Annotated in this window: 12 protein-coding genes; 4 read left to right on the top strand and 8 right to left on the bottom strand. The window is 61.7% G+C overall.

Going from position 1 to position 13,492, the window contains the following annotated elements:
* Positions 1-12 precede the first annotated feature (12 nt).
* Positions 13-1,263, bottom strand: a complete 1,251-nt coding sequence (locus KHO23_RS25880) for an arsenic transporter (RefSeq protein ID WP_211614373.1) — start codon at positions 1,261-1,263, stop codon at positions 13-15.
* Positions 1,264-1,545: 282 nt separating this feature from the next.
* Here KHO23_RS25880 and KHO23_RS25875 point away from each other — a divergent pair, with 282 nt between their 5' ends.
* The 3 genes from KHO23_RS25875 to KHO23_RS25865 all read left to right on the top strand — a co-directional run bounded on the left by KHO23_RS25875 (position 1,546) and on the right by KHO23_RS25865 (position 3,417).
* Positions 1,546-2,100, top strand: a complete 555-nt coding sequence (locus KHO23_RS25875; protein WP_211614371.1) for a cytochrome b — start codon at positions 1,546-1,548, stop codon at positions 2,098-2,100.
* A gap of 107 nt (positions 2,101-2,207) precedes the next feature.
* A complete protein-coding gene (locus KHO23_RS25870; RefSeq protein ID WP_211614369.1) occupies positions 2,208-2,771 on the top strand; it encodes a YceI family protein in 564 nt (187 codons plus the stop codon).
* A 67-nt stretch (positions 2,772-2,838) separates the two neighbouring features.
* Positions 2,839-3,417: a YceI family protein gene (locus KHO23_RS25865; RefSeq protein WP_211614366.1), complete on the top strand. Its 579-nt coding sequence runs from the start codon at positions 2,839-2,841 to the stop codon at positions 3,415-3,417.
* A gap of 151 nt (positions 3,418-3,568) precedes the next feature.
* Here KHO23_RS25865 and KHO23_RS25860 read toward each other — a convergent pair whose 3' ends face one another.
* From KHO23_RS25860 to KHO23_RS25845, 4 genes are all read right to left on the bottom strand, one after another.
* Positions 3,569-4,918 carry a DUF1254 domain-containing protein gene (locus tag KHO23_RS25860; protein ID WP_211614364.1) on the bottom strand — a complete coding sequence of 450 codons (1,350 nt, stop codon included), beginning with the start codon at positions 4,916-4,918 and terminating at the stop codon, positions 3,569-3,571.
* Positions 4,919-4,931: 13 nt separating this feature from the next.
* The gene (locus tag KHO23_RS25855) at positions 4,932-6,254 is read right to left on the bottom strand and encodes a DUF1254 domain-containing protein (RefSeq protein WP_211614362.1); all 1,323 of its coding nucleotides are present in this window, start codon (positions 6,252-6,254) and stop codon (positions 4,932-4,934) included.
* Complete coding sequence (locus tag KHO23_RS25850; protein WP_211614360.1) at positions 6,247-7,590, bottom strand: MFS transporter; 1,344 nt, start codon at positions 7,588-7,590, stop codon at positions 6,247-6,249. Before KHO23_RS25850 ends, KHO23_RS25855 begins: the two co-directional genes overlap by 8 nt.
* Before the next feature lie 156 nt (positions 7,591-7,746).
* The gene (locus KHO23_RS25845) at positions 7,747-8,655 is read right to left on the bottom strand and encodes a LysR family transcriptional regulator (RefSeq protein ID WP_211614357.1); all 909 of its coding nucleotides are present in this window, start codon (positions 8,653-8,655) and stop codon (positions 7,747-7,749) included.
* Positions 8,656-8,890: 235 nt separating this feature from the next.
* Here KHO23_RS25845 and KHO23_RS25840 point away from each other — a divergent pair, with 235 nt between their 5' ends.
* Positions 8,891-9,616: a DeoR/GlpR family DNA-binding transcription regulator gene (locus tag KHO23_RS25840; RefSeq protein WP_120295734.1), complete on the top strand. Its 726-nt coding sequence runs from the start codon at positions 8,891-8,893 to the stop codon at positions 9,614-9,616.
* Positions 9,617-9,657: 41 nt separating this feature from the next.
* Here KHO23_RS25840 and KHO23_RS25835 read toward each other — a convergent pair whose 3' ends face one another.
* The 3 genes from KHO23_RS25835 to KHO23_RS25825 form a co-directional block, all read right to left on the bottom strand.
* The gene (locus KHO23_RS25835) at positions 9,658-10,716 is read right to left on the bottom strand and encodes an ABC transporter permease (RefSeq protein WP_211614355.1); all 1,059 of its coding nucleotides are present in this window, start codon (positions 10,714-10,716) and stop codon (positions 9,658-9,660) included.
* A 14-nt stretch (positions 10,717-10,730) separates the two neighbouring features.
* Positions 10,731-12,299: a sugar ABC transporter ATP-binding protein gene (locus tag KHO23_RS25830; protein ID WP_211614354.1), complete on the bottom strand. Its 1,569-nt coding sequence runs from the start codon at positions 12,297-12,299 to the stop codon at positions 10,731-10,733.
* A gap of 100 nt (positions 12,300-12,399) precedes the next feature.
* A complete protein-coding gene (locus tag KHO23_RS25825; protein ID WP_211614353.1) occupies positions 12,400-13,404 on the bottom strand; it encodes an autoinducer 2 ABC transporter substrate-binding protein in 1,005 nt (334 codons plus the stop codon).
* Positions 13,405-13,492 lie beyond the last annotated feature (88 nt).

Genomic DNA, 13,492 nt, shown 5'->3' with positions numbered 1-13,492 from the left:
GGGCGGTGAGGATCAGGCAATCAGAATCCGCGCGGCGAGCGCCAGCGCGAGGGCCGGCAGCATCACCACGGCCCCGACTTTCAGAAACGTCATAAAGCTCACGTCCTCGCCCTCGCGGCGAATTGCGTTGAGCCAGAGGATCGTCGCGAGCGAACCGGTGATCGACAGGTTCGGCCCCAGATCGACACCGATCAGGAACGCATCGATCACGCGCTCCGGACTATGCGCCTGCGTCACGGTCGAACTGGCGACCAGCCCTGCCGGCAGGTTGTTCATCAGATTGCTCCCGATCGCGATCGCGCTGCCCGCCCAACCGGCCGTGGCGAGTTCACTGCGTTGCGTCGCGTCCTGCAGCAGTTTGACGAAGGTCCCGATGACGCCGGTGTGATCGAGCATTTCGACCAGCACGAACAAGGCGGCGACCAGCGGCAGCACGCTCCACGATATCTCCTGGATCATCGGCAGCGGCGATTTGCGCTCCTGGATCAGCACGACCACGGCGGTGAGTGCGCCGAGTATCGCAGTGGGCAGACCGAGCGGGACATCGAAGGCGGAAACCGCCAGTAGCACAACGGCGGTCACCGCGATACCCGCAAGTGCAACCCGCCCGCTCGACGACAACTCCAGCGGCTCGAGATCGGCCTCGCAGGTGCCTGCAAGTGCTTCACGCTGAGTCCAGCGCAACAGCACATAGGTCGCAACGATCGACAGCAGCGAAGGCAGCGTGAAGCGCATCAGCCAGGCACCGAGCGCGGGCGTGTGGTTGCCGTACAGCACGATGTTGGCCGGGTTCGAGATCGGCAGCACGAAGCTCGCGGCATTCGCGATGAACGCGCAAACAAAGAGGAAGGGCAACGGATGCGTCTTCGCTTTTTTGGCGGCGGCAAATACTGCCGGCGTGAGGACGACCGCGGTGGCGTCATTGGAAAGGAACGCGGTGATGACCACGCCGACCAGATAGACGAGCAGAAAGAGCCTTCTCGGCGAGCCTTTGGCGTGATTGACCGCGAAAACGGCGACCCAGTCGAACAGGCCTTCGCGGCGCCCGACTTCCGATAGCAACATCATGCCGAACAGGAAGAGGTAAACGTCCGTGCCTTTGCCGACTGCCTCGATGGCCAGATCGACGGGAAGCAGACCCAGCGACACGAGTAATAACGCGCCGGCAACGGCCCACACGGCCTCGGGCCATTTGAACGGACGGGTCATGACGCCGGCCGTGGCGGCTATGGCGATACCCCAGGATAGAAAAATCGAATGCACGAAGTGGGTCCTGGATCCTGATCTGGAGTTTGATTGCGCGCGAGCGCGGTCGTAGACCGCAGCATAACCCATGCTCCTAATCCAACCGGAATTGGGCCGCAAGTTGCGTGCCACGCAACATTCAGCCCGCCGTACGCGTTCATTTCATCCCCATTAGCGTCATGGCTAGAACAATCTGTTCTCTTCTCGCCGTCTAGTCAGGCTTCATTGACATCCCTACCATCCGCATTCACACGTGACATACCGTACGCGGCAAGCACAACGAATTGCGAGCATGAATCCATGAAACCCCGTCCCACAGATGTCGAGCATTACAGCGGCCCTGCCGTCGCCCTGCATTGGCTCATCGCATTGCTGATCATTTGCGGGTTCTATATCGGCTGGATCATGACCGACATTCCCGGCTTCACGCCCACCAAGCTGAAGTACTTCTCGTGGCACAAATGGATCGGCGTAACCGTCTTCATGCTGGCCGTGGCCCGCGTGCTGTGGCGCGCCACGCACCGCGCACCGGCGCTCGATAGCGCAACGCCCACGTGGCAGAAGGCTGCCGCCCATCTCGTGCACGGCGTGCTCTACGTGCTGATGCTGGCGATTCCGCTGTCCGGCTACTTCTATAGCTCGGCCGCGGGCATTCAGGTGGTGTACCTCGGCATTGTGCCGCTGCCCACCTTCATCGGCCCGGATCAGGCGCTCAAGGCGATCCTGCGCACGGTCCACATACTGCTCAATTACACGCTGCTGGCACTCGTTGTGATGCATGTCCTCGCGGCGCTCAAGCATCAATTTGTCGACCGCGACGGATTACTCGCGCGGATGATTCCGTTCCTCAGATAGCACACGAACAACACACGCGTAGCAGGTCATTAGCGAAGGCCTGTTGGCAATTTAATTCCCAGCGGTGTGCAATTCGCGCGCGCCGGTTCGATAGGATGCGTACCACTATGAAATCAAACTTTTATCACGCCACTCTGGCCGGCATCGCCGCATTCTCATTCTTCGGCGCAGCCCTTGCGCACGCCGATGTCGACACGAGCAAAAGCACCGTTGTCGCTACGACGAAACAGATGAACGTGCCGGTGGACGGCAAATTCAAAAAGTTCTCGGCGCAACTGAATTTCGATCCGGCCAAGCCGACCGCCGGCAGCGCCAACGTGTCGATCGACACCGGCAGCTACGACCTCGGCGCCGACGACTACAACAAGCAGGCCCAAGGCAAGGAGTGGTTCGACAGCGCGACCTATCCGGCCGCCACGTTCATTTCGAGCGCGATCGCGCCGGCCGGCGGGAATCAGTACAAGATCACCGGCAAGCTCACCATCAAGGGCAAATCGCAGACCGTCGTGGTGCCGGTCACCATTGCCAGCCAGGGCAGCACACAAACCTTCGACGGCACATTGCCGATCAAACGTTCGCAGTTCGATGTCGGTACGGGCGAATGGAAAGACACCTCGGTTGTCGCCGACGAAGTCGTCATCAAATTTCATATCGTCGCTTCGAAGAAGTGACGAGACACACTAAAGCGGCGCAGCACTTTCCGAAGCGTCGCGGCACTTTTGAAACCAGGAGAATCACTTGAAGAAACAACTTCTGCTCGCCGCAGGCGCACTGACCGCTGCCATGTCGTTCAACGCAATGGCCGCCGATACGTATCAGCTTGATCCGATGCACACCTACCCGAGCTTCGAAACCGACCACTTCGGCGGACTGTCGATCTGGCGCGGCAAGTTCACGAAGAGCAGCGGCACCGTGGTGCTGGATCGCGCGGCGAAGACCGGCACGGTGGACGTGACGATCGATATGCGCTCGGCGGATATCGGTAACGACAAGCTCGACTCGGAACTGGTCACGGACAAGTTCTTCGATGCAGCCAAGTACCCGAGCGCGACCTACAAGGGCACGCAGATCCGCTTCGACGGCGACAAGCCGGTGGAAGTGATCGGCGCGCTGACCCTGCATGGCGTGACCAAGCCGGTCAACCTGAAGATCGAATCGTTCAAGTGCATCATGAACCCGATGCTCAAGCGCGAAGTGTGCGGCACTGAAGCGACCGCGACGTTCAATCGCGACGATTTCGGCGTCGACTTCGGCAAGACCTACGGCTTCAAGATGCTGACCACGCTGAATATCCAGGCTGAAGGCATCAAGCAGTAAGAGCTACTCCCCTGTAGCTTGCGGCAGGCGGTGGAATAACTCCCCGCCTGCTCGTCCGTCATATCTTCCGGTTTCTTCGCGCGCGAAAACCTGAGCGCGAAGAGTCGCAATAACTGAAGAGACCTCGGCGAAGACTTCCTTTACGGCCGCTTTACTGTCGCTCAACAGGCGGATAGGCGAACGTGAGCGAAAGATGGGGGGCTCGCGGCACGTAGAGACGCAACGCCAGATAGAACCCTGCAGACGGCGCCGGTAGCCAGTTGCTGCGCAGCGCGGGGTCCACAGGCTCCTCTGCAGAAATGGCGATGCGCAAACCCCCGTCGCTGTCATAGCTCAGTCCCTGCGTACGGTCACCAATCGAATAGCGCTGAAGCGGATTTTCGACGAGCATTCGCGTCGTCTTGTCGTACATCGTAATTGACCAGAACGCGTCCGTTTGCGGCAGCCCCTCCGGCAGGAAATGAAGCAGGTATTGCATGCGTCCGTCGAGCGGTGCGTCCGCGGCATCGCGATCAGCGATGACGTACATGGCTTCTTCGATCCCAAGCGCGCCAATATAGTTGAGCGCAACCTGCGCCCGTTCGCGATACCGGGTACCGAACGAATCGCTCACAGCGACAGGCAGCGCCCACCCGCCCCCCAGCGCGGACGGCAACGCCCCGCTCAATTCATCAAGCGCTTCTGTCAGCGCCCTTTCGATCGCGCCATGTTGCTGATGACTCAACGCGTCCGCATCCAGACCCGGGCCGATGCCACAGATGGCGATGTACGCGAGATCGTCCGCAGCTTCAGCAGGCAGAGGGCATTCCGCCAGCGCACGATTGACCACACGCACGAATAGCGTGGTGTCCCCTGGCCTGTCACCCGGTTGCATACCCGCATCGATCAGGCTGGGCACCCTCGCGCCGGAACCCGGCAGTGGCCTCAACTTCAGACGATCCTGTAGTGCAACCACTTGCGCGACATCGTCTGCGCCATCCACCAGAATGCGTCCGATCAACCACGTACTGTCCGTCGGGCAGACAATCGTCTGTACGCCGTCCGGCACCGTACCGTCCCAGTCGGGACCGTGCAGCAGAAATACCTCACCGTCGTTTCCGGTGGTCCGGGTGCCAATATAGGCAAACGGGTTGGTATAGAAATCCAGCAAGCCCAGCACGAAATAGCGCCCCGGCATGGATGGCACATCCAGCAGCAACGGGCCATGAGCAAGATCGAGCCACGTGCTCGAGTAAAGGGTGTCGTTATTCGGCGTGACCACTTCCCGATTCCGGGGACCTAGCGGTTCTCGCGTGTGAACCCATTGATTGGCCCATCGGCAGGTTGATTCCGGCGAGCCGCCGGCAAAGTGACCCGCGCTATCGCGCCGCGCCGAGGTAGCGGATCGCATGCGCGACATTTCGTAAAGCGGCAGGGTGAAGAGCACGGCTGCACGCGCGGCGGCGGCGAGGTCCTGGTTTTCCGCGAGCGTGGCTTGAGCGTCGGTATCGAACGTAGACATAGGTTGGTTCCAGTTAGCAGTTCAGATTGCGGACAGCCGGAATCTCGTAGCGGTTTTCAAGGAACGCTGCACCGGGCTGATAGAGCCGAAGGATCAGATAGAACCGCGCCGAGGGAGCGGGAAGCCAGTTCGCTTCAACGGCTGGCGCGTCGTGCTGAATGAGAATGCGCAGGCCACCGTCCGCTTCGTAGCGCAGGCCCTCGGTTCGATCGCCAATCGCGTGACGCGCGAGCGGATTCTCGACGAAGAAACGATCCGCGCCGTAAAGCGAAATCGACCACAACGCGCGCACCGGCGGCAGGCCACCCGGCGGGAAATACAACTCGTAGCGATGGCGCCCGTTCAGGTGCTCGCCCGCGCCATCGAAATCAGCTACGGCGTAGACGGCCTCAGTCGCGCTGAGCGCGCCAAGTCCCTTCATGGCCGTGCAGGCGCGCAGCAGATAATCGCTGCCATAGCGGCCGAGCTTCAGGTTGTAGCCCCAACTGCGCCGCCCACGGCTTTCGGTGTGAGCGGCGATCAGCCGGTGAGCGTCCCCATAGGCGAGTTGCAAACCGCGTCGCACGAAGGGCGAAAGCGTCACAACATCGACCGGTTTGCCGGGGTACAGATCGGCGCGTGCGAGGAGGCCGAACAAAGCGGTTTCGTCAGCGCGTGGTGGCACCTCTTGAAGCGCATTGAACAGGTTCTGGAAAAAATCAAGCGCGGGCTCGGTGCTCACGCGCCAGTCTCGCACGCAGGCGAATCCCACTGCGTCACGCCCGCTGAGAGCAAATCCTGACGCTGCCTGCTGAGCCTCAGGCAAGTCATCGTCTCCTTTGACAAGCACGCGCCCCAACATCCACACGAGGGGCGTCGGGCAAGCGATCGGCTCTGCGTTCAGGCTCGCCGGTGCCACCTCGCTCGCGCGATGCAGCACATACCGTTTGCCGGAAGAGCCCGCGTTAAGCGGACTCAAATTGACGAAATTGTTGGTGAACGCATCAAGCAACTCGATGACGTAATACCGGTCCTCGTCCACTGCGGGAATGTCGAGCACGACCGGACCGTCGGTGAGATCGATCCACGCGTTCAGATAAAGAAAGTCGTTCGCCGGCGTGACGATGTCGCGATCCTGATGTGTCCAGCGGCGCATGCTTGCGTGGATCGAATTGAACGGCGCACGCAGAGGGCTCGTCGAATCGGGAGACGTGTGCATTGCGCACGTACGTACCACCTCGACAAGCGGATATCCATATATGGCAACTGGCGCCGCGGCCATCCTGACGAATGCCACCCTGGGGTCGTCGTCCTGCGTCGAATCTGCCTCGCGTGTCTCTATCACATGGTTATTCATGAGTGTTCCGTACAAAAGTGGTCGGGATCGCGCCGATCCGCGCGCAGGTCGACGCCAGACACGCAAAGCGCCGCCGGTCTCCGGCCGGGTCTACCAGACACGCCGACGCGACGCCCGCGACCACGGCGAACCCGCCGGCCAGTGCGATGCCCAGGCGATAGCCCGTTAAGGCGTCGCCAGCCACGTCGATGATCTGGCCCATGACAGCCGGCGTAATGAGTCCCGCCAGCGTGGTCAGGCAGATATTGATGCCGAGCACGCCCCCGCGCTGAGAGGCGGGCACCACCTCACCCGCCAGCGCGACGCCCGTCGTGAAGGCAAACGACGCGAGCGAGAAACCGACCGTCACGGCGGCGATCAGTCCCGCACCAGGCGGCAGCACCGGCATCAGAAGAAGTGCGCTACCCGACAGCACGACGGCCGCCGCACCCAGCGTGCCCCGCGCATGACGGCTGGCGACGCCGCGCTTCATCAACCGTTGAGACCACCAGCCGAGCAGCGGCGCCATCACCATCTGGCCGAACGCGGGCAATACAACAATCCATCCCACTTGCATCAGCGAATAGCCCGCTACTCTGACCAGATAACTCGGCAGCCAGATCGTCGAGAGCGCGAGCACGACGTACGCCGCAAATCCGGACAGATTGCAGCCAAGGCATGTGCGCGACAGCAGCAATACGCGTAGCGGTATCTTTTCCTCCAGCGACGCGGCTTCTGCGACCTGGGCGCCGGGCGCACGGTCGCCGGCCGATTCGAGCGGTCCTTCACGGCCGATCGCGAGCCAGATGGCGCTCCAGACGAGACCCACTACCGCGAGGGCCAGGAAGGCCGCGCGCCAGCCAAAATACAGAATGATCGCGGTAATGACGGGCGCGATGAACCCGGCCCCGAACGCCGCGCCGATCGTCAGCAGCGCGGTCGGCAAGGTCCGCTCCGCGTCCGGAAACCATTTGTAGAGCGAGTGAATCGCGACTGGATACGCCGGGCCTTCGCTCGCGCCGAGCAGTATTCGCGACATCACAAGCGTGGTGGGCACCGCGGCGAGGAGCAGCGGCGCCTGCGACACGGACCAGACGACGGCCATGGCCAGCAGCAGCCAACGGGTTTTCACGCGGTCCGACAACAGCCCGACCAGCAGAGACGAAAGCGAAAACAGCAGGAAAAAACTGGCGGCGATACGCCCGAACTGGGTATGCGTCAGGCCGAGTTCACGCATGATCGGCTCGGCTGCAAGCCCCATCAGCGCCTTATCGGCAAAGTTGATCGCAAGGAAAAAAAACAGACCGGTCACCACGATCCACCGGTGACGGATGTCGTGCGTCGAGAGTTGCATCATGTCTCCAGTCGCGGCTATCCGGGACGTCGCCCTCAAGCTGAAGGCGACCTCGTTGCCGCGTGGAAGACATTGAACGACGCACTGATCAATAAGACAATTGCATAGTTTTCATCGAATTAATGTGTTTTCAACATTTATCCGACTGGGGTGCCGCGTTCACGCAGGTTTCACCGCGGCCGCACGCTTGATGGCCGTGATCGCCTGCTCGGCTGCCGGCGAAAGCGTACGTCCAGCCAGATGGACGATTGCGAACTGCAGCCACAGATGCGACCGGGATGGCACCGACAGCGCGACCAGACCGGCCGAGCGCTCCCGTTCCCAGCCGGACTGCTCGGTGAGCAGCAGCAACGCATCCGTCTTGCGGGCGTACTCACGCAGCACGTTGACGTCGTTACAGGTCAGGTGAAACTCCATTTCCTGCTTGGGCGGAAAACGCAACCACTTGCGCAGCGACTCGCGCATCGCCTCCGGCAGCGGGACCGATATGACGGGATAAGCTGACAGTTGCTGCACCTCGATCGGATCGTGCAGGGTCAGTGGGTGACCCTCGCGAACGAACCAGGCCGCACGGTGCCGGGGCAATGCAATGACCTCGAGCTTGCTGCTCGACGGCACGCCGCGAATGTCGACGATCAGAAAATCCAGCCGCTCCGCGTGTAACGACTCCAGCAGATTCTTCCAGTTGTCGACGGCGGCGTTGATACGCAGATTCGGATGACTTTGGGCGAGTTCGTCCAGCGCCGCGGGCAACAGCATCGCAGCCGGATAAGGCCCGGAACCAAAGTTCACCGAACCGAGATCGTGGCTTTTCAGTAAATCCACGTCGCGCAACAGGCAGCGCGCTTCGAACAGGACCTTCCGCGCGCGCTGCACGACCGTCTGGCCGGCGGGCGTGATGCGTACTTCGCGGGTGCTGCGGTCAAACAGCGCCATGTCCAGATGCTCTTCGATGGCCTGAATACTTCTGCTCAGCGCCGGCTGACTTAGATGGACGCGCACGGCAGCTCGCGCAAAGCTGCCCTCTTCTGCGAGCGCAACGACGTGTTCGAGTTGGCGAAGATTCATGAGATCGGGAGGAATAATTGGATTTCGGCCGCGTTCGTTCAGGTGCGGCGTGACGATGCATCGGAGTGTCACATAGTTCGGCTCGGCGGCAGACCCCGTTCTTGCGAACACGCCTCGTGTTCGGGGCTCAAACCGAGGCTCAAACAGACTCGCCGCACCGACCACCTCTTGTTATAATTCTCTCATCAACTCGAACAAAACATAACGTTCCTCCACACTGCGCGACAGGACCTCCATGCTGAAACCCGACCGCCTCCGCGCCCTCGCCGATGCGCTGGCCAAGCAGAGCGTGATGCGCCTGCGCGACGCCGCCAGCCTGCTGGACGTATCGGAAATGACTGTCCGGCGCGATATCGCGGGCAGTCCTGAGCGATTCACGTATCTCGGCGGCTATATCGTCAGCGCGACCGACGTACCCAACAGCGCCGGCTACTCACTCGAAGAAGAGAAGGATCATTTCGCGCAGGCCAAAGCGGAAGCCTCCGCGATTGCCGCGAAGCTTGTTATCGACCACGAAACCATCTTCATCGATTGCGGCACGACGCTCACCACGCTCGCGCGCCTGATTCCGCTCGAGCGTCACGTCACGGTGGTCTGCTATTCGCTGAATGTGGCGGAGATTCTGCGGCGCAAGCCGAATGTGCGGATGATTCTGCTGGGCGGCGTCTACGTGCCTTCTTCAGATTCGTTCGCGGGCGAAGAAAGTCTGGAGATGCTGCGCCGCATGGGCATCAACAAGGCGTTCATTTCCGCGGGCGGCGTGGATAGCGCGCGCGGGGTCACGTGCTGGAACTTTCACGAAGTGGCGCTCAAGCAGGCGGCCATGGCAAGTGCGGTCGAGCGGCATCTGGTCGTGGATCAGAGCAAGTTCGGCGTGGTCAAGGCGGTACGTTTCTCGCAGGTCGACGACTTCGATTCCATCATCACCGAGAAAGGCCAGGAGCTTCGCAAGCGCAAATGAATGCGCCAGCCGCGCAGCGTAGCGCAGCCAGCGTTCAATTTTCAGCTTTTGCGCTGCAACGCGAACAGCGTCCCGGCGATCAGAATGAACGCGCCGATGATCACTTTCTGCCAGGTGCTCGGCACGCCGATCAGAATCAGCACGCTGTTGATCAGCGTCACCAGCACTACGCCGAGCAACGTGCCGGCCACCGTCCCCGTGCCGCCCGTAATGCGCGCACCGCCCAGGATCACCGCGGCGATCACATCGAGCTCCGAGCCCACGAGATCGAACGGATTCGCGAGCCGGTTGTTCGATACATGCAGAATGCCCGCAATGCCCGCGAGCATGCCGGTATAACCGAACACGAACAGATGAATCGCGCGCAGGTTATAGCCGAGCCGCTCGGCGATCGCGAGGCTGCCGCCCATCGCATAGACGCCGCGCCCCATCATGGTCCGGTTCAACAGCCACCAGGTGACAACGGCGGCCGCCACCAGCGCCAGCACCGAAATGGGCAGCACGGCGCGCAGGCCCTCGCTGGTGTGATAGAAAAACAGCGGAATCCGGCCGAAGTGATCCATGCTGTGCGGAATGTTCATAAAGAACGTCGTGCCGATAAACGTCAACAGCAGGCCGCGAAACAGATACTGCGTGCCGATCGTGACGATCAGCGAAGGCGCTTTCAACCGATGCACCAGCAGCCCGTTGACGATGCCGAGCAACACGCCTCCCAGTGCGCCGGCAATCAGGATCAGCGCGAACGGCGCGTCCGGCCACCAGGCAAACACCGCCTTCGTGATGCCGTACATCGTCAGCGCCGCGATCGCCGTGAACGAGACGTCGATGCCGCCGGACGCCAGCACGACGAGCGTCCCCAGCGCGAAAAGCGACATCGTGGTGGCCGAATGCAGCAGATCGAAGAGCGTGGCAAGCTGAAAGAACCGTGGGTTGATCGCGCCGACAATCAGGCAGGTCGCCGCGATCAACGCGACCGTAAACCATTCGGGGTTGCGCGAGAGCCTGGTCCGCAAGGTGGGCGGCTTGACCTCGGGGGCGACTTCGACAACGGTCGGGGTGGTCATGGTCTGGTTCATGCGCGATTGGATCCGCGAGTTCATGGGTATCGGCGTCCTTATGCGGCTTCCGAAAGCAACGCGTGGTACAGGTCGGCTTCGCTCAACGTGTCGGCCCGATATTCGCTGGCCACACGCCCCTTCTTCATCATCAGGATGCGATCGCAGTTCTGCAGCAGTTCAGGCAGGTCGTCGCTGATCAGAATGATGCCGATGCCGCGTTGCGACAGGCGCTGCATGATGCGGTAGATGATGTCCTTCGATCCGACGTCGACGCCGACCGTCGGTCCATGCAGAATCAGCACGCGCGGATCGATGGCGAGCCAGCGGCCGATCAGCACGCGCTGTTGATTGCCACCCGAGAGCGACTGCACGGGTTTGTCCACGCCGGGCGTCGCGATCTGCAGATCTTTTACCGTCTGTTCCGCGAGCGCCTGCGCGCGAGCGCGATCGATCTGGCCGAAGCGGTCCTTCAGGCTCGCGATCATCGCGGTAATCACGTTGTCGCGAATCGGCTTGTCGAGAAACAGCCCTTCGTTCAGGCGGTCTTCCGGCACGTAGCCAATGCGATGATGTTTCGCATCCGAGGGCGTGCGCAATGAAATCGCCTTGCCGTCGAGCGTCACCTGTCCCGATTGCGCGGCCGCAACGCCCGCGAGTGCGCGTGCCAGTTCGTTGCGCCCCGAGTCGAGCAGACCGGTAATGCCGAGAATTTCACCGCCATGCAGCGCGAACGAGACGTCGCTGAACTGGCCCGCGCGTGTGAAGCCGCGCACGTCGAGCACGACGTCCTCGCCAACCGCGCCTTCACGATAGCGCTCGTTCGACAGATGGCGTCCCGTCATCAGCTCGCTGATCTGCGCTTTGGTGAATTGCGCGATCGGTCCCTGCGCCATCTTCTGGCCGTCGCGCAGCACGATGACTTCGCCGCCGATCGCGTAGCACTCGTCGAGCTTGTGGCTCACGAACAGCACCGTCACGCCTTGCGCGCGCAGATTCGCGAGCACGGCGATCAGATTGTCGACTTCCTTTTGCGTAAGCGACGTGGTGGGCTCGTCCATGATGACGAACTTTGCCTCGCTGGCGATCGCGCGAGCAATGGCGACGAGTTGACGCGTGGCAAGCGGCAAGTGCTCGATCAGGGTCGCCTGAAATTCGGCGTCGCCGGGCAGCCCGACCGATTCCAGCGCTCGCGCCGCCGTGCGCGCGAGCAAACGTCGATCGAACGTACGCGCAAGCCTGCCTGCGTGCGTGGCCAGCTCCGCGGTGAGCGCGACATTCTCCGCCACGTTCATGTTGGGCAGCAGCGAGAGATCCTGATAGACGGTTTCGATTCCCGCAGCCAGCGATTCCAGTGCGGAAAGCCGCGCATGCCGAACGCCTTCGATCACGAGCTCGCCTTCGTCGGGCGGCTGCGCGCCTGAGATGATCTTGATTAACGTGCTCTTGCCGCAGCCGTTCTCGCCGAGCAGGTGATAGATCTGGCCGCGCTCGAACGACAGGCTCACCCCGCGCAAAGCATGCACGCCCGTGAAGCGCTTGTGCACGCCCACAACCTGCAGAAACGGTTGCGGTGTGTCGGAACGCGGTGGCAGCGGTGACTGCCGTGAAGCTGCATCTTGATTCATGATGGCGAGTCGCAAGTTAAGGCGTGCCCACGCAGGCACGCCCCGAAGGAAGCCCCCCGCTCCGAAGGAAATCTCCTCGAAGGATCGGGGGCGTTCCGCGTCAGAACGGATACTGCTTGTAGTTCGATTTGTCGACGTTCACCCAGCCCTGGCCGCGCACGATGATCCCCTTGCCCGGCCCCTTCGCGACCGTGACTTTCGTGTAGCCCGGAATGCCGAGATCGGCGCCGTTCTCGACGGTCTTGCCATCGATCAGCATTTGCGCAACCTTATTCATCGCGATGCCCGCAAGCTTCGGATCCCAGAACGCAATGCCGTTGATCGCACCGCTCTCGAGGAACTTGCCTGCTTCAGTCGGCAGGCCCGTGCCGTAGACGCAGATCTTGCCCTGCATGCCGGCTTCTTCAACCGCACGGCCGATGCCGATCACGTCGAGCGAGGACGAGCCCTGGAAGCCCTTCAGGTCCGGATGCTTGCGTAGGACTTCCTTCGCGACTTCATAGGCGCGCTCGCCGTCGTTATTGGTTTCGAGTTTCGGTTCGACCAGATCCATCTTCGGATATCTGGCCTTGGCGTTGCCGATCCCGCCGTCAGCCCATTGCACCTGCGAGCGGCTGCCGAGCGAACCGACCAGCGCCACCCACTTGCCGTCGTCGTGCATGCACGAAGCAAGGCGTTCGTTCAGGCCGGCGCCGTAGGCCGTATTGTCGAACGCTTCAATGTCGACCATCGTGTTCTTCGCGTTGTCGGCTTCATGCGTCACCACCTTGATGCCGCGATCCATCGCCTTCTTCAGCGCCGGTTCGAGCGTCGGCGGATCGTAGGGCACCACGGCAATCGCCGTGACCTTCTTCGCGATCAGGTCTTCGATAATCTTCAATTGCTGTGCCGCATCCGCGCGGCCCGGGCCGGTCTGATACGCGTTCACGCCGGGGTTGTCTTTCGCGAATTGCTTGACGCCGTCGTCCATCCGGTTGAACCAGTTGATACCGGTCACCTTGACGACCGTGACGATCGTCTCGTTGATTGCCGCGTGCGCAGCGGCAATCACGCCCACCGTCAGCACGCCTGCTGCGAGCGCGGTACCCAGTCGAGTCAATTTCATGCGATGTCTCCTTTATGGTTCGATGTCGCCCCACTTCACTGTCACGGACAGCCAGGGCTCGTTGTCCGCCGCGTACTTCAACCTTGCT

Origin of the sequence: Paraburkholderia haematera (assembly GCF_905220975.1) — a bacterium.
In the GTDB taxonomy this organism is placed as follows: Bacteria; Pseudomonadota; Gammaproteobacteria; order Burkholderiales; family Burkholderiaceae; genus Paraburkholderia; species Paraburkholderia haematera.
This window is presented reverse-complemented; position numbering and strand designations above follow the sequence as displayed.

Excerpts from the sequence above, each read along its gene's own strand:
- KHO23_RS25875 (WP_211614371.1), top strand. The coding sequence starts at position 1,546 with ATGAAACCCCGTCCCACAGATGTCGAGCATTACAGCGGCCCTGCCGTC.
- KHO23_RS25870 (WP_211614369.1), top strand. The coding sequence starts at position 2,208 with ATGAAATCAAACTTTTATCACGCCACTCTGGCCGGCATCGCCGCATTC.
- KHO23_RS25860 (WP_211614364.1), bottom strand. The coding sequence starts at position 4,918 with ATGTCTACGTTCGATACCGACGCTCAAGCCACGCTCGCGGAAAACCAG.
- KHO23_RS25855 (WP_211614362.1), bottom strand. The coding sequence starts at position 6,254 with ATGAATAACCATGTGATAGAGACACGCGAGGCAGATTCGACGCAGGAC.
- KHO23_RS25850 (WP_211614360.1), bottom strand. The coding sequence starts at position 7,590 with ATGATGCAACTCTCGACGCACGACATCCGTCACCGGTGGATCGTGGTG.
- KHO23_RS25845 (WP_211614357.1), bottom strand. The coding sequence starts at position 8,655 with ATGAATCTTCGCCAACTCGAACACGTCGTTGCGCTCGCAGAAGAGGGC.
- KHO23_RS25840 (WP_120295734.1), top strand. The coding sequence starts at position 8,891 with ATGCTGAAACCCGACCGCCTCCGCGCCCTCGCCGATGCGCTGGCCAAG.
- KHO23_RS25835 (WP_211614355.1), bottom strand. The coding sequence starts at position 10,716 with ATGAACTCGCGGATCCAATCGCGCATGAACCAGACCATGACCACCCCG.
- KHO23_RS25830 (WP_211614354.1), bottom strand. The coding sequence starts at position 12,299 with ATGAATCAAGATGCAGCTTCACGGCAGTCACCGCTGCCACCGCGTTCC.
- KHO23_RS25825 (WP_211614353.1), bottom strand. The coding sequence starts at position 13,404 with ATGAAATTGACTCGACTGGGTACCGCGCTCGCAGCAGGCGTGCTGACG.